Below are 16,587 nucleotides of genomic sequence, written 5' to 3' on the forward strand. Positions count from 1 at the left end.
TAGCTGCTTTCAGATAAAAATACAAGTGGAGAAAAACAACTCGTTTTTCTCCACTTGCTTCATTTTAGAGACTTACCATCTTGCTGCCGCATCACTTTTTAGACAGCCTCTCTTAATCTTGTTTAGATCAATTTCCTTTTCGGAAGCTTGTCCATGTTTTCAAGCATAATGCCCGTTCCAACGGCAACACAGTGAAGCGGATCTTCTGCAACGAAAACAGGGACTTTTAATTCTTCGGCTAACAATTGGTCGATTCCGTTTAATAATGCACCGCCGCCAGTAAGGATCACCCCGTGGTCGATAATATCAGCGGAAAGCTCTGGCGGAGTTTTCTCTAGTACGTTTTTAGCCGCTTGGACAATCGCATCTGCAGGTTCCCGTAGTGCTTGTTCAATTTCAACCGATTTAATCGTAATCGTACGAGGCAATCCTGTGACCATATCCCGCCCACGAATATCAATTTCTTCATTTCGTGCACCTGGGAATACTGTCGCTACTTTAATTTTAATATCTTCTGCCGTACGCTCGCCGATTAAAAGCTTGTATTCACGTTTAATATAATTTAGAATTTCAAGATCAAACTTGTCCCCAGCGACTTTAATGGAAGAGGCGGTGACAATATCACCCATTGACAGAACGGCAACATCTGTCGTACCACCGCCAATATCGACAACCATATTCCCGCTAGGCTGAAAAATATCCATACCAGCACCAATTGCTGCGACTTTTGGCTCTTCTTCCAAATAAACTTGTTTACCGCCGCTTTTTTCAGCAGCTTCTTTTATCGCCTTTCTTTCTACAGAGGTAATGTTTGTTGGACAGCAAATTAATACACGTGGTTTTGATAAAATACCTTTTACATTTAATTTGTTAATAAAATGCTTCAGCATGGCTTCTGTTACTTCAAAGTCAGCAATGACCCCATCTTTTAACGGCCGAATCGCAACAATATTACCAGGTGTACGACCTACCATACGTCTTGCTTCTTCACCGACCGCTAAAACCTTTCCCGTATTTTTGTCAAGAGCTACAACGGAAGGTTCATTTAATACAATACCTTTACCTTTTACATGAATCAGGACATTGGCCGTCCCTAAATCAATACCTATATCTCTCGCAAACATCTTTATTAGGATCCTCCTTGCCAATCAATCGCCATTTTCCAAATCATGTCCCAATTAAATATTGTAGCATATATTTCGTAAAAAAGGATGTTTTTGTCATAATTTGTTGTCAAAATGTCGATTGGCGAGAGGAGTCACATTACTTGATCGTTTCTTCTTTTTTTGTATCTTCTTTTTTATATTTTAGTTTTGTCGCTTCCCCACCACGCAAGTGACGAATGGATTTATGATAATCCAATATTCGTTTCACTTCATTGGCAAGCTCGGGATTAATTTCAGGTAATCGTTCTGTTAAATCTTTATGAACTGTACTTTTTGATACACCAAATTCTTTCGCAATCACGCGAACTGTTTTTTTCGTCTCCACGATATACTTTCCAATCTTGATTGTGCGTTCTTTGATGTAATCGTGCACACCACTCGACCTCCCTAATATGGATGTGAGAAGTGTGAAATGAGACTCGCATATCTAATATTTAGCACCATATCAAGGATGTTGAATATTAGGATGCTTTCTTTACTGCGATGATCATCTATGCTCACGATCCCTCACCTCAAACACTCTCTCTTTGTTAGGTTTGTAACATTTTATTAGCTTGGTTGAGAATATATGCTTGAAAAGTCAAGAGGGACAAGGAAATATTCCATATTTTTTTCATTTTCTAACCTTGAAACTTTTCCTATCCGTTATGCGAAAACCATTTATTTTCCGGGAAATTTGTCGAATCGAAAAGAGGAAAGGAAAAAAACTTGAGGAACAGAAAAGGGGCCTGAACAAAATCACAGTGCGTCTGACACCTCCTAGCCCCGCTTTTTCATGTAGGAGATAAAGGAAATGTATGACGGAATCGTACGAAGTTGAAAGCTGCTAACTCCCGGAGCTAGACGTGACTTCATGCGTAATACCAAAAAAACAGAGGTAGAAACCGCTTTCATTTCTACCCCTATTGTCGTTTATTTTGTTAAATAAACATCTCCGTCTTTATATACCATTTGTTCTGGATAGCGTAAGTTGATGACTTCCTCTTGAACTTTCTTAGACGGTGCAGCTGTTGCCAGCGAGACAATAATGTTTGTTAAAAATGACGAAGCAGCTCCAAAAATACCAGCACCTGTATCTATAATGCCAGCAATCGTAAAGCCGCCATATTTAGCTGCAAAAATATAGGATAAAGTGACAATTAAACCGACGACCATTCCCGATATGACACCATATTTATTTGAACGTTTCCACCAAACACCGAGAACGAGCGCCGGGAAAAATGTCCCTGATGCAAGCGCAAAGGCCCAAGCAACTATTTGCGTAATAACGCCTGGCGGATTTAAGGCAATTAATCCTGCTAAAACAGTTGCCGCAATAATGGAAATCCGTGCGACTGCTAAACGATTTTCTTCCGTTGCCTTCGGGTTTAATACACGGTAGTAAATATCATGAGCAAAAGATGAGGATATGGCAATCATTAGCCCTCCTGCCGTTGATAAAGCTGCTGCCATTGCTCCAGCTGCCACCAAACCGATGACAAACATGCCAAGATTCGCTATCTCTGGTGTTGCCATAACAACAATATCATTGGAAATAATCATTTCTTTCCATTGTAAAATACCGTCTCCATTGCTATCTGCCAGCTGAAGCTTGCCTGTATCGACCCAAGGCTTTGTCCAAGCAGGGAGTGCATCAATAGGCTGGTTGACAACATTTTTTAAAAGAATGAAACGTGAAAATGCTGCATATGCAGGTGCTGATAAGTAAAGCAAGCCGATAAATAATAACGCCCAAGCACCAGACCAGCGTGCTGCTTTCATCGTTGATACGGTATAAAAACGAACGATGACGTGAGGTAAGCCTGCTGTTCCAGCCATCAAAGTAAATAATAAAGCAAGAAACTGCCACTTTGTACTGCTTGTAAATGGAGCAAAATATTCTGAAATTCCTAGCTGGCGATCAATTTCTCCCATTTCGTTAATAATGTGACCATATGAAAGCCACGGTACAGGATTACCAGTTATTTGAAGGGACATAAAAATAACTGGAATTAAATAGGCGATAATTAAAATAATATATTGGGCTACTTGGGTCCAAGTAATTCCTTTCATCCCGCCAAAAGCTGCGTAAAAGGCAATTAAAACGACACCAATCATCGTACCGATTTTAGCATCAATTTCAAATAAACGTCCAATGACGACGCCAGAGCCAGATAGTTGGCCGATTGAATACGTAAAACTAATAATAATTGTACAGATTGCCGCAATGATTCTTGCTGTATGACTTTCATAGCGGTCACCGATAAACTCTGGTACAGTATATCGCCCGAATTTCCTCAGCTGCGGCGCTAATAAAAAGGTTAAAAGCAAATATCCGCCTGTCCACCCCATTATATAAGCTAAACCGTCGTAACCTAATATCATCACCGTACCTGCCATTCCAATAAATGACGCAGCGCTCATCCAGTCTGCACCAATCGCCATACCGTTAAAAACCGGCGGAACACCACGTCCGGCAACATAGAAATCTGACGTTGCACGAGCTTTATTATAGACAGCAATACCAATATAAATAGCAAACGTTAATAAAATGATCGATAAAGACACTAGAAATTGAGCATCCATATTCGGATTTTCCCCCTTTGGCCCATACTTTATAGACTTTATTTCGAGTCTTTATTGATACAACAAAAACTCTATTAATGATCTAATACTTTTCCATGACTTATTTTTTTATTTACTTCCTCGTCAATACCGTATTTTCGATCAATAAGATCGCTAACTTTTGCATTCACAAATAATAAAATGATAAAGGCGAGTATGGACCCTTGTGCTCCCATGTAATAATGGAGCGGGAAACCGATAAAGGTATAGTTGCTTAACGGTTCTGCAAGCGCTACCATTACAAAGGACACAAGAAACCATATAATTAAATACAAAATCGTATACATGATGCGTTCTTTAAAATACTTATCGGCTACATGTTTGTCTAGTTTTTCCAAATGAGCCACCCTTTCTCAACCTATTATGATAGACTAAAAATGAATTTCAGAGTTTCTAGAAACGGTGCAGGAACTAATGCAATTTCAATGATGAAGTAAACTAGTAGAGATAGGACAGGAATTAGTAAAAATTGAGGTTTTTTAAAGCGCAAAGTAAAAAATAGACTGAAACCAATTAGGGCAATCATGAAAAATAGCAATCATAACAACCTCCTACTTTAAAATTTCTAAATAATCCCCTCCTTCTAAACTTTAAAATTTTTTAAAATTTTCTAACATTTACTATTATATCAACTCCCCTATTTTCGTCAACAGAATGAAAAAAAATAGTTTCTAAAAAATTTTTAATCATTTTCTGCATATTTTTTCTTATTAAAAGCCTCTAAAACGACAACACGTAAATATGTATATTTTGTGATATAACAATCGTGGTGTAAAATTCGAGCTATCCGATTGTCACCGAAAATTTAGAGCAACATCAACATCCATGACAACAAAAAAATAGTCTACCCTTGCCCGAGTAGACTCATTGTCTTCCTTTATTATGAATTTTTTGAATGGAGAGATGCTTCTGGTTCATTTTCATTTGGATTAGAATTTTCTTCATTTGTTGGCTGCTTCTCTTCTGATGGAGTTGTCTCTTTTTCCTCTGTTAAATTTTCTTCTGATGGAGTTGTTTCATTTTCTTCCATTAAATTCTCTTCATCAGATGCTCCATCTGCTGCAGTTTGTTCAGTTAAACTTGTCATTGGTTTTTCCATATAGTTTAATGGATTATATGCTTTCCCATCTTTGCGAATTTCAAAGTGGGCATGAACGCCAGCTTCCGCATTAAATTGGTTTTTTCCAGCTTGTCCGATTACTTGACCTTGTTCTACTTTATCTCCTTGTTTTACTTTTAATTCAGAAAGTGATTGATAAATTGTCACAAGGTTGTCATCATGCTCAATTTCAATGACATGACCTAATATTGGATCTTTTTCAGCCTTTGTAACTGTACCGCTTAAAGAGGCAACCACTTCAAATGGCTTCCCATCTTCTCTTGCAATGTCAATTCCTTGATTTGGGTGGTACGTATTATTATAAAAAACGAGTGCTGCTTCTTGATCTTCTGCTGATGCCTCGAAATCATAAAATTTTGTCACAACTTGGACAGCATCTGGATCAATAGCTGGCATTTTAAAATTCTCTACAGAGCGGTTTACTTCAACAGATGGTTCATCATGATAGGATACGTCTGTAGAATCCATTGACTGTTCAGATACATCGTTGCGAACGGCTTGATACCAAAGAACCGCTGTTAAAATAACTGTAGCACTTAGTAAATATATCGCTGGAAAAACCCATCTTTTTCTGAAAAACTGCTGAAATTTAGAGCCTTGAGAAGTACGTTTCTTTTCTTCCTCTCTCATTGTTCATCACCTCAGCAACCATTCTGAACAAGTTTGAGAGATTCTATACATGAAAAGTAAAAAATTTGTATTTAGTTTTTGCTATTAGCGTGGCTTTCATACATCATTTCTTGAAAGGAGCTTAAACATGAGATCATTGGCCGTTTCAGTTATCACCGTTCTTCCTTTCATTTATATGGGTTTTATTTGGTATTTATCGAGTCAACCAGCAGATGCGGTTATTGAAACACCGTTTCCGTTTGACGATGTTTTAAAGGAATCTTTGCACCTAGTAGAATTTGGTCTATTGTATTGGTTTTTTGTGTTGATGCTGGCAGTACAGCAAAAGTTAACTGCAAAAACAAGTATGGTGGCTGCATTGATTTCCGTTTTATATGGACTTATCGACGAAATTCATCAAGCTTTTGTTCCATCAAGGTCATCCACATTCATTGATTTTGTAAAAGATACGATTGGAGTAGCGGTTTCATTTTATATGATGAAAGTGTGGTATTTTCAAAAAAGAAATGGACGCTTTTATCAATTCTTCCAGCTACTTTCTCGGTTGAAAGGTTAAAAACAACGTGAAAGGAAATACGTATTTTATTGAAGGCTGTTTCCGTTTCGACTGTCATAGGCAGGCAGCACGCTTGCTATGTCACGCATGTAGTGTGAAACGATTGTCGGACAAATGTGATTTGTCCGACTACGTTCTTTGTTCGGTTCACAGTTGAAAAGCTATAGTAAAGCAAATATATTTTAGAAAAGCGACATATAGGAAAAGCGCAAGCGCCCCGCTTAGCGGCGTATGAACTGGACTGCTCCGCATGAGATAAAGGAAACTCAGGCGATCGTTGAGTCGATGTTGACTTATCGTACAGATGAAATGGGAAGTTTGCTAGCCGCTAACGCCCAGAACTAGACAAAAAACCAACTATGAACAATGTTGTCGACAAGCAATAAAAAAGGAATTGGTGAAATGGGCCAATTCCTTTTCTATTGTGTTGTTGGGTAGAACCCTTTTAAGAAATTATTGCTTTGCCATATATTTGGTTAAAAATTGATCGGCTGTGGAGACCTCAATTCCTTTATAGTAATAGGTCACGATATCTTTATAATTTTTCCCTTCTTCAGCCATAAAGTTTGCTCCATATTGACTCATTCCGATTCCATGACCATATCCCTTTGTTGTAACGATAATTTTATCTCCTTTTAATTCCCATGAGAAATCGGTTGATTTCAAGTCAAGCTTTTCTCTTATTTCCCGTCCCGTTAACTTTTTTCCATTTATTTCAACTATTGCTACTCTCTTTCCTGGTGTACGGGAAATGACTTTTCCAACTGATCCATCTTCACCAATTTGAACACCAAGCTTTTGTTCAAACTCTTTCACAGTGAACACTTTGCGATCATAAAATTTAGGAGAATTTACATCCCATGGACTTTCAACACTTTTTAAATAAGGAAGTGAATCTGACCAATACGCTTCAGAATTTTCGGTATAGCCGTTGCTTGTAGAGAAAAAAGATGCGTCAATCGGCTGATTATCGTATGTTAAAATTTGTCCTTTCGTATCGGCAACGGCTTCTGTAATTTTATTTATTTTCCACTTGTAGTCAGATCCCCATATTTTCTTCAATTCTTCTTTACTTTTATATACTTGATGAATTTCAGTATCCGTGACGACAGAACCTTTAGGAGCACCGATATTTTTTTCATTTAACAATTGTTTCACTATATAAGTTCTAGCTGCTAATGCTTGAGCTTTTAATGCTTCTAACTCAAAATCCGCTGGCATTTCTGAAGCAACAACTCCTACAACATACTCTTCGAGGGGAATTTCTTGAATCACTTTTTCTTGAGCTCGATAGACAGGAACAGAGATTGGCGAATCACCTAAAACAGCCTCTTCTTGCCCTTGTTTTTGCAATTCTTCTCCTAATACACCTGTCGTCTTTTGAATAAATGGGGCCACTAGTAAGCTCGGCACCATGAGAATAACGATAAAAAAAGCTGCAAAAATCAGTGTGAACGTCTTCAATTGCTTCATTTTATAGCCCCCATTCTTATTGAATAACCTTTAGTACAGTCTATTTATGTGGACAACCTTTTATGACTGTATCTAATGAATTTGAAGACAAGCACTTCCGTACAGTGAGTCGCGTGTCTTTTTGAAGGCTGTTTTGGACAAAGTGAAAGTGGGTTAGCCTTTCTTCGCATAGCTCTTATATTGATTTCGAAACTTTATCGCACGCTTTAGAGAGCTTTTCTCTCGATTACGGCGCTTTATTTCTCGGTTTTGCGCATTTATCTATCGATTCGGACTTTAATCTTTCAGTTTCGCACCTTTATCTCTCGGTTCCAGCCATTATTCTCTCGGTTCCAGCCCTTATTCTCTCGGTTCCAGCCATTAATCTCTCGGTTTCCGCCCTTATTCTCTCGGTTCCATGCACTAATCTCTCGGTTCCAGCCATTAATCTCTCGGTTTCCGCCATTAATCTCTCGGTTTCCGCCCATAATCTCTAGGTTTCTCTCCGAACTCCAAATAATATATGAAAAACATATTTTTGAAAACGTTTACATATTATGAAATGTATAAAAGCCCGTTTTGATGGGGACTTTATAACCGTGCTGTATTTCAAATAACGAGAGCTGTATGTAAAAGGCTCTTTTCTAAAAGATTGTTGCTTTACAACCATAGCTTTTCGACTGTCCAGGCAAGCGACACGCTTGCTATGTAAAAAAAGTTAAAGCCTCTTGTGCGAGACTTTAACTTTTTAGACATTATGCATTTAAATCGGTAACGGTTTTTTGTTCTTGAATGGTTATCTGTTCTTCTTTCACGCGATCAATGTCAGCGCCTAAAGCTTTTAGCTTCTTGTGGAAATCGACATATCCGCGATCTAAATGCTTTAGTTCGGTAACTCTAGTATAACCTTCAGCAACTAACCCAGCTAAAATTAAAGCAGCGGCCGCTCGTAAATCGGTAGCAGCGACTTCTGCGCCTTGTAAATTTACAGGTCCATTAATGATCACAGAGCGTCCCTCAATTTTAATATCACCATTCATACGGCGAAATTCTTCTACATGCATGAAACGGTTCTCAAAGACTGTCTCTGTAATCATACTCGTACCGTTAGCACAGAGCAAAAGCGCCATCATTTGCGACTGCATATCGGTAGGGAAACCAGGGTGTGGCATCGTTTTTAGGTCCACTGCTTTTAATTCATCTGGACCTATGACCCGTAAACCGTCTTCTTCCTCTATAATCGTTACACCCATTTCCTCCATTTTAGCAATCAATGATGTAAGATGCTCAGGTACTGCGCCTTTAATTAGAACATTACCACCTGTTATAGCTGCTGCAACCATAAATGTTCCTGCTTCAATTCGATCTGGAATAATGGTATGCTGAGTACCTTGCAAGTAATCTACACCTTCAATCCGAATAGTCTCTGTACCAGCACCACGAATCTTTCCACCCATCGAATTAATATAATTCGCTAAATCAACAATTTCTGGCTCTTTAGCACAATTCTCAATAATGGTTGTTCCTTCGGCTAGCGCAGCCGCCATCACGATATTTTCCGTCGCACCAACGCTTGGGAAATCTAAATATATTTTCGAACCGCGGAGCCTTCCATTTACTTCCGCGTCAATAAAACCATTACCTACCTTAATTGAAGCTCCCATCGCTTCAAATCCCTTTAAATGCTGATCAATCGGGCGTGAACCTATAGCGCAACCGCCTGGCAATGCAACACGAGCACGACCTTTGCGAGCGAGGAGCGGTCCCATTACTAATACAGATGCACGCATTTTCCTTACATATTCGAATGGTGCTTCAGCTAAAAGCTCTCTAGATGCATCGACCATCACTTGATTTCCTGTAAATGTTACTTCTGCTCCTAAATGGCGAAGTACTTCATTAATGGTATAAACATCGGAGAGCGCAGGTACATCACAGATTACACTTTTTCCTTTTGTAGCTAATAATGATGCAGCGATAACAGGTAAAACGGCATTTTTGGCACCTTCTACTTTTACTGTACCGTTTAACTTTCGACCGCCGCGGACGATGATTTTTTCCAAGGTATTCCCCTCCGCGTCCCAATTTCTCTATATTAATATTCAGTCGTTATGATTGGTGTTCCAACTATTACGGTCGTTTTTCCGCCCAATCCTGCGCTTCTTAGCGCTATTTGAATATTCATATTTCCATTTTTTGTAGGAATCGTTGAGTCCCATTTTGGTGTATAACCAGATATTGAAATAAAATCGGACTCTGTTAACGATTCAATCGATTTCGCTCGAAATTTGTCTAATATTCTATCTGCTTTTAAATGCAAAACACTTTTCATCTTATCACTTGTATAACCTTTTACACAAGTGAAAATCGTATAATTTCCTTTAAATTTACTTAAAATTTCATTTTTGAAATAATGATTGATTTCTCCCCAATTTTTTTCATGCCAACCCTTTATAGAAGCCTGATATAGAATATACGATTGCGAGTGGTGATTTATGCGGGTGGTTACAATTTGAAGTGTTTCATTCATGTGCAAGCCTTTATGTTTATGTTTTCCAATCCATTTGATCACATCCCCTTTACGCTCTTCAACCCATATAAATTGACGAAATTCACGCTGTAAACGTTTCACTTCATTGGGAATATTTTCAGAATCAACAGTCAGGGGGTGCTTTACGTAAAGAGACCATTCATCAACCTCAATATTTTCAGATTGTAAACCTTCTACGATTTTTTTTACATTTGTTTCATCACTCATCGCTCCAATCATCGTTTCTTTCCCCATAATGATGATGGTTAAAACAATCATAAATAAGTACGCTATCACACTTTTTTTCTTCATTTCCGACACTTCCTCTCCTTATTAAAATTTTTGCCGGATCCGAAGTGCCTATACGTGGAAAAAGTCGTCAATATTAGACAAAGATTCGTTTTTTATGAAAATAAGTATGGAGTTTGGCGAGACCAAAATAATAAATCAAGGAAAAAATTGCTGACTGTAGAACCAATAGCAATGGTTAATAATATTAATAGCAATCTAGCCTCAAATACACGACCTTTTCGAATGATGGCCTCAATATGTAAACCTTGTAGAGCATACCATGTAATAATGATAAACACTATATGTGAAGTCATACTAATTATCGCTTGTTGACCTAGAGCAATCATCCTACCACCCCTTCCCATCTTGACGTATTTTTCAATCCGTTCCTCCTTAAAACGTACTCTGTCACATCATTTTTATATCAATAATGGAGGAAAAGAACTGTTTCCTTTCACCCTATATATTTAGGAGTGACAAAAGAAAAGTAACGCGAACACACATGTTATAATAGCTTTCTAGCGAAATGGTGGCATGTCATAACACACATTTTGTAACAGCTCCCAAGCTGCGTCGATTTGCCGCCTATTGTCTTGCTCGCACATGTTATGTATCTTTGGTCTTTACGGTGACGCTTTTTTAACGTGAAATAAAGGACCATAGGTCATTACCTCTGGTCCTTCTTCTTGTTAATATTTATGATTTGCTACATTTAATCGGTTGATGGCACGTTGAAGTGCAAGTTGTGCACGTTTGAAATCAATGTCGTCTGTCTTTTTACGAAGGCGGCGTTCTGCACGCTCCTTCGCTGCTTTCGCACGAGCAACATCGATATTTTCTGCTTTTTCAGCTGCTTGTGCCAAAATCGTGACTTTATCAGGTCGTACCTCTAAAAAGCCTCCGCTAACAGCCACGAGTTCCGTGCTGCTTCCTTTTTTCAGGCGAACCGCTCCAATCGCTAGAGGAGCCACCATTGGAATATGACCTGGTAAAATTCCGAGCTCACCGCTTTGAGCTTTGGCACTTACCATTTCAACTTCTGCATCGTAAACTGGGCCATCGGGAGTGACGACATTCACTTGTACTGTCTTCATATTTTGCTCCTCCTCCTAGGTCCCAAAATTAAACTTCTACACCCATTTCCTTCGCTTTTTCAAGCACGTCTTCAATGCGGCCTACTAGACGGAACGCATCTTCCGGAATGTGGTCATATTTACCTTCAAGAATCTCTTTAAATCCACGCACAGTTTCTTTTACTGGTACATAAGAACCAGGTTGTCCAGTAAACTGTTCTGCTACGTGGAAGTTTTGTGATAAGAAGAATTGAATACGGCGTGCACGGTGTACAACAAGCTTATCTTCATCTGAAAGCTCGTCCATACCAAGGATTGCGATAATGTCTTGCAATTCTTTATAACGCTGTAAAGTAGCCTGGACTTGGCGAGCTACGTTGTAATGCTCTTCACCAACAATCTCTGGTGAAAGGGCGCGGGATGTAGACGCAAGCGGATCCACTGCTGGGTAAATACCCATCTCAGAAAGCTTACGCTCAAGGTTTGTCGTTGCATCTAAGTGTGCAAACGTTGTTGCTGGAGCTGGGTCTGTATAGTCGTCCGCAGGTACATAAATCGCTTGGATCGATGTTACGGAACCTACGTTAGTAGATGTAATACGCTCCTGTAATTGACCCATTTCTGTTGCAAGAGTTGGCTGGTAACCAACGGCAGACGGCATACGGCCAAGCAACGCTGATACCTCAGAACCAGCCTGTGTGAAACGGAAGATGTTGTCGATAAAGAATAACACGTCTTGACCTTGTTCGTCACGGAAGTATTCCGCCATTGTTAAACCTGTTAAGGCAACGCGCATACGTGCTCCAGGCGGTTCGTTCATTTGTCCAAATACCATCGCTGTTTTGTTAATGACCCCAGAATCTTTCATTTCAAAGTATAGGTCGTTTCCTTCACGAGTACGTTCACCTACACCTGCAAATACGGAAATACCACCGTGCTCTTGGGCGATGTTGTTAATAAGCTCTTGAATTAATACCGTTTTACCTACTCCGGCACCGCCAAATAGACCGATTTTTCCACCTTTAATATATGGAGCAAGGAGGTCAACAACTTTAATCCCTGTTTCAAGTATTTCAACTTCTGTTGAAAGCTGCTCAAAACTTGGAGCAGGTTTATGGATAGGATCACGACGAGCATCTGCTGGAATTGGCTCATCAAGATCGATATTATCACCAAGTACGTTAAATACACGACCTAATGTTACGTCACCAACTGGTACAGAAATAGGAGCACCTGTATCCTCCACTTCCATACCACGTGTCACACCATCAGTAGAAGCCATCGCAATCGTACGAACTGTATCGTCACCTAAATGAAGGGCAACTTCTAAAGTTAAGTCAATATCGACTTCATTTTCATTACGCGCTTTGTGAGAAATTTTTAGGGCATTGTAGATTTCTGGCAAGTGTCCACTTTCGAATTTCACGTCTACAACTGGACCCATAACTTGAGTAACGCGTCCTTTCATGTTCGCTTTCCCTCCTAACTAACTTTCAAAAGTATGACTATTCGAGTGCTGCTGCACCGCCAACAATTTCTGTAATTTCTTGCGTAATCGCTGCTTGGCGTGCACGGTTATAAGAAAGCGTAAGAGTACTAATAAGCTCTTTCGCATTGTCCGTTGCATTTTTCATGGCTGTCATACGTGCTGCATGCTCACTTGCTTTACTATCTAATAGCGCACCATAAATTAAGCTTTCAGCATATTGCGGAAGGAGTACTTTCAATATTTCTTCCTGTGCCGGCTCAAATTCATAAGAAGTCATTTTTTTGTTTGCAGCAATATCCGTTAACGGTAAAAGCTTTTTCTCCGTTACATCCTGTTGAATGGCGCTTACATAATGGTTGTAATACATATAAATTTCATCTACTTGGCCATCTGCAAACAGTTGAACCGTTTTAAAGGCAATGTCTTTTATGTCCGCAAAGGTTATTTCATCACTTATACCGACAATTTGTTCAATAATCGGCATTTCACGTTTTTGGAAAAAGTCCCGACCGATTTTTCCGATTGCCACAATGGTATACTCATCTTTCGATTGATGGCGTTTTTGAATTGTTTGATAAACGGTTCGCAGCACGTTGCTGTTAAATGCACCTGCAAGACCACGATCAGATGTAATGACTAAATATGCCGTTTTCTTTACTGGACGCTTTTCTAACATCGGGTGACTAACATCCGTGCTGCCTAGCGCGATGTTTGCAACAACCTCTTGAATTTTTTCCATATATGGAACAAAAGCTTTTGCCGTGTTTTCTGCACGATTTAATTTAGCAGCAGAAACCATTTCCATTGCTTTTGTAATCTGGCTTGTTTTTTTCGTTGAGGTGATTCTCGATTTTATATCGCGTAAAGATGCCAAAGGTTTTCACCACCTTTATTGAAAAATAGCCGAATCATTTTATTGGATGGCTGTGAAAAGCGGACTAAGCAGCTTTTCACAACCATGATTATTCAGTAACAACAAATGTCTTTTTAAAGCCAGTAATCGCTTTTTCCATTTTTTCATCATCAGGAAGATTTCCAGTTGTACGGATTTCTTCAAGAAGCTCTTTTTCGTTTTGGTCTAAATACACATAAAATTCTTCCTCAAAACGACGAATATCTTCTACTGGAATATCATCTAAAAATCCTTTTGTTAATGTGTAAAGAATCATAACTTGTTTTTCAACTGGAATTGGTTTGTTAATGCCTTGTTTAAGTACCTCAACTGTACGAGCACCACGGTTCAATTTTGCTTGCGTCGCTTTATCGAGGTCTGAACCAAATTGTGCGAATGCTTCTAATTCACGGTATGCTGCCAAGTCAAGGCGCAGTGTACCTGAAACCTTCTTCATCGCTTTAATTTGCGCCGCACCACCGACACGGGATACGGAAAGACCAGCGTTTACCGCAGGGCGTACACCTGAGAAAAATAAATCAGATTGCAAGAAGATTTGTCCATCTGTAATAGAAATAACGTTTGTTGGAATGTAAGCTGAAATGTCGCCAGCTTGTGTTTCAACGAATGGTAATGCCGTTAATGAACCGCCGCCTTTTGCATCGCTTAGCTTTGCCGCACGCTCAAGTAGTCGGGAGTGTAAGTAGAATACATCCCCTGGGAATGCTTCACGGCCTGGAGGACGACGTAATAATAGTGAAAGTTCACGGTAAGCTGCGGCTTGTTTAGATAAATCATCATAAACAACAAGCACATGTTGACCATTGTACATGAAGTATTCACCCATTGTTACACCTGCATACGGAGCTAAGAATAATAATGGAGCAGGCTGAGAAGCGGACGCTGTAACAACGATTGTGTATTCTAATGCACCGTGTTTACGAAGAGTTTCAACTACGTTACGAACCGTAGATTCTTTTTGTCCGATCGCAACATAAATGCAGATCATGTTTTGATCTTTTTGATTTAAAATGGTATCAATTGCAATTTGTGTTTTACCTGTTTGACGGTCGCCGATAATTAGCTCACGCTGACCCCGACCGATTGGAATTAATGAGTCAATCGCTTTTATACCTGTTTGTAATGGTTCATGGACTGATTTACGATCCATTACACCAGGTGCTGGGCTTTCGACTGGACGAGTTTTTGTTGTTTCGATTGGACCTAAACCGTCAACCGGTTGACCTAATGGGTTTACAACACGTCCAATTAATTCTTCACCGACAGGAACCTCCATAATACGTCCAGTACGACGAACTTCGTCGCCTTCACGAATATCTTTGTAAGGTCCTAAAATGACGATACCGACGTTATTTTCTTCTAAGTTTTGGGCCATACCCATAACGCCGTTTGAGAACTCAACAAGCTCACCAGCCATTACGTTATCAAGGCCATGAGCACGTGCAATACCGTCACCGACTTGAATAACAGTACCTACATCACTAACTTGAATTTCAGACTGATAGTTTTCAATTTGCTTTTTTATCAGTGCGCTAATCTCTTCCGCTTTGATGCTCATGAGTTTCACCCCTATCTACGAACTTTTCGCTACTAATTCACGTTCTATACGTTCTAGCTTTCCGCTTACACTGCCATCGTAAATTCGATTGCCGATGCGGAGCTTAATGCCACCGATGAGGCTTTGATCGATGATATTTTCAAGACGCAGCGACTGTTTTCCGATTTTTTTGGCAAAAACTTCGGAAAGAGCCTTAAGTTCTTCGTCTTTTAATGGACGAACAGAATATACTTTCGCATCTTCAGTTCCTTGTTCTTCATTCGCTAATTGTACATAGCAATCTTGAAGCTCATTCACAATGTTGATGCGTTTGTTCTCAACGAGTAAAAGAAGAGTGTTTAAAACTTCCGTTGTTAAGGATGCAAAAGCTTCTTTTAACATCGCCTTTTTATTTTCTAGCGATACTTTAGGGTGAGCAAGCACCTGCAGTAGATCGCTATTTTCTGTAAAAACATGCTTTACGACACGCAATTCTTCTGCAAACTGATCAACGCTCTCTTTTTCTTTTGCGATTTGAAAAAGAGCTAGAGCATATCGCTTTGCCACGACTCCACCTGTCATAATTGTTCTCCTACCTCTTTAATATAGTCGTTGATCAGTTTTTCTTGCTCGGCATCGTTTAATTCTTTCTCAATGACTTTCGATGCGATTAAGACAGACAATGAAGCGACTTGTTCACGCAACTGAGCAACAGCCTGCTCTTTTTCTTGCTCGATTTCTTTTTTGGCAGCTTCTTTTAAACGTTCAGCTTCAGCACGAGCCGCTTGAATAATCTCTTCTTTTTGCTTTTCACCAAGCTTTTTCGCATGTTCAACAAGCTCTTGAGATTCTTGACGAGCTTTTTTCAATAGCTCACGCTGCTCTTGTATAAGCTTTTTCGCTTCCTCATGCTTTTCTTCTGCAGAGCGAATTTCATTAGCAATGTGTTCTTCACGCTGCTTCATGACACCCATTAGTGGACCGAAAGCATATTTTCTTAGCAATGCTAACAAGATTAACATCATGATAAGCTGGAATAAAATATCTCCGCCATTAAAGGGGCCTCCAGCTGCTCCAAGAGCAAGGTCAAATGTTAACACGGCTATTTTCACTCCCTTCAAGAGTTCCATCACCATTTAAATCCAACGTATATAAATTAAGAACGAAATCATTATTTTTTAGTTTTTGACAAGATTAACATAAAGGAATGGCGAAGCTCTTTTTAT

General features: G+C 39.4%; 17 protein-coding genes. 1 reads left to right on the forward strand and 16 read right to left on the reverse strand.

What is annotated here, in order from left to right; genetic code table 11:
* Positions 1–122: 122 nt before the first annotated feature.
* The 5 genes from mreB to J2S06_RS08330 all read right to left on the reverse strand — a co-directional run bounded on the left by mreB (position 123) and on the right by J2S06_RS08330 (position 5,520).
* Entirely contained in the window at positions 123–1,124 is a 1,002-nt protein-coding gene (mreB, locus tag J2S06_RS08310) for a rod shape-determining protein (protein ID WP_044747166.1), read from the reverse strand.
* A gap of 139 nt (positions 1,125–1,263) precedes the next feature.
* Complete coding sequence (gene spoIIID, locus J2S06_RS08315) at positions 1,264–1,539, reverse strand: sporulation transcriptional regulator SpoIIID (RefSeq protein WP_044747165.1); 276 nt, start codon at positions 1,537–1,539, stop codon at positions 1,264–1,266.
* A gap of 539 nt (positions 1,540–2,078) precedes the next feature.
* Positions 2,079–3,731, reverse strand: a complete 1,653-nt coding sequence (locus J2S06_RS08320; protein ID WP_419151984.1) for a sodium:solute symporter family protein — start codon at positions 3,729–3,731, stop codon at positions 2,079–2,081.
* A gap of 74 nt (positions 3,732–3,805) precedes the next feature.
* A complete protein-coding gene (locus J2S06_RS08325) occupies positions 3,806–4,108 on the reverse strand; it encodes a DUF4212 domain-containing protein (protein ID WP_044747163.1) in 303 nt (100 codons plus the stop codon).
* 542 nt (positions 4,109–4,650) lie between these two features.
* A complete protein-coding gene (locus J2S06_RS08330) occupies positions 4,651–5,520 on the reverse strand; it encodes a peptidoglycan DD-metalloendopeptidase family protein (RefSeq protein WP_419151985.1) in 870 nt (289 codons plus the stop codon).
* A gap of 127 nt (positions 5,521–5,647) precedes the next feature.
* On the opposite strand from J2S06_RS08330, the gene J2S06_RS08335 reads away from it, so the two are divergent.
* The gene (locus J2S06_RS08335) at positions 5,648–6,076 is read left to right on the forward strand and encodes a VanZ family protein (protein ID WP_044747161.1); all 429 of its coding nucleotides are present in this window, start codon (positions 5,648–5,650) and stop codon (positions 6,074–6,076) included.
* Between the two features lie 453 nt (positions 6,077–6,529).
* On the opposite strand, the gene spoIID is transcribed toward J2S06_RS08335, so the two are convergent.
* The 11 genes from spoIID to atpF all read right to left on the reverse strand — a co-directional run bounded on the left by spoIID (position 6,530) and on the right by atpF (position 16,491).
* Positions 6,530–7,549, reverse strand: coding sequence for a stage II sporulation protein D (spoIID, locus tag J2S06_RS08340; protein ID WP_419151986.1), 1,020 nt, complete (start codon positions 7,547–7,549; stop codon positions 6,530–6,532).
* 298 nt (positions 7,550–7,847) lie between these two features.
* Positions 7,848–7,994 carry a hypothetical protein gene (locus tag J2S06_RS08345; protein ID WP_419151987.1) on the reverse strand — a complete coding sequence of 49 codons (147 nt, stop codon included), beginning with the start codon at positions 7,992–7,994 and terminating at the stop codon, positions 7,848–7,850.
* A gap of 289 nt (positions 7,995–8,283) precedes the next feature.
* The gene (gene murA, locus J2S06_RS08350) at positions 8,284–9,591 is read right to left on the reverse strand and encodes a UDP-N-acetylglucosamine 1-carboxyvinyltransferase (RefSeq protein ID WP_419151988.1); all 1,308 of its coding nucleotides are present in this window, start codon (positions 9,589–9,591) and stop codon (positions 8,284–8,286) included.
* A gap of 32 nt (positions 9,592–9,623) precedes the next feature.
* On the reverse strand, positions 9,624–10,370 hold the full coding sequence (locus tag J2S06_RS08355; protein ID WP_419151989.1) for a YwmB family TATA-box binding protein: 747 nt from the start codon (positions 10,368–10,370) through the stop codon (positions 9,624–9,626).
* Positions 10,371–10,462: 92 nt separating this feature from the next.
* Positions 10,463–10,696 carry a DUF1146 family protein gene (locus tag J2S06_RS08360; protein ID WP_419151990.1) on the reverse strand — a complete coding sequence of 78 codons (234 nt, stop codon included), beginning with the start codon at positions 10,694–10,696 and terminating at the stop codon, positions 10,463–10,465.
* A gap of 342 nt (positions 10,697–11,038) precedes the next feature.
* Entirely contained in the window at positions 11,039–11,443 is a 405-nt protein-coding gene (locus J2S06_RS08365) for a F0F1 ATP synthase subunit epsilon (RefSeq protein WP_419151991.1), read from the reverse strand.
* Positions 11,444–11,471: 28 nt separating this feature from the next.
* Entirely contained in the window at positions 11,472–12,890 is a 1,419-nt protein-coding gene (gene atpD, locus J2S06_RS08370) for a F0F1 ATP synthase subunit beta (protein WP_419151992.1), read from the reverse strand.
* A 37-nt stretch (positions 12,891–12,927) separates the two neighbouring features.
* The gene (atpG, locus tag J2S06_RS08375; protein ID WP_419151993.1) at positions 12,928–13,785 is read right to left on the reverse strand and encodes an ATP synthase F1 subunit gamma; all 858 of its coding nucleotides are present in this window, start codon (positions 13,783–13,785) and stop codon (positions 12,928–12,930) included.
* Between the two features lie 88 nt (positions 13,786–13,873).
* Positions 13,874–15,382, reverse strand: a complete 1,509-nt coding sequence (atpA, locus tag J2S06_RS08380; RefSeq protein ID WP_419151994.1) for a F0F1 ATP synthase subunit alpha — start codon at positions 15,380–15,382, stop codon at positions 13,874–13,876.
* A 15-nt stretch (positions 15,383–15,397) separates the two neighbouring features.
* The gene (locus J2S06_RS08385) at positions 15,398–15,943 is read right to left on the reverse strand and encodes a F0F1 ATP synthase subunit delta (RefSeq protein WP_419151995.1); all 546 of its coding nucleotides are present in this window, start codon (positions 15,941–15,943) and stop codon (positions 15,398–15,400) included.
* Positions 15,940–16,491: a F0F1 ATP synthase subunit B gene (atpF, locus tag J2S06_RS08390; RefSeq protein ID WP_419151996.1), complete on the reverse strand. Its 552-nt coding sequence runs from the start codon at positions 16,489–16,491 to the stop codon at positions 15,940–15,942. Before atpF ends, J2S06_RS08385 begins: the two co-directional genes overlap by 4 nt.
* Positions 16,492–16,587: the final 96 nt, after the last annotated feature.

The sequence above is a fragment of the Bacillus alveayuensis genome (assembly GCA_030812955.1).
Lineage (GTDB): Bacteria > Bacillota > Bacilli > Bacillales > Aeribacillaceae > Bacillus_CB > Bacillus_CB alveayuensis.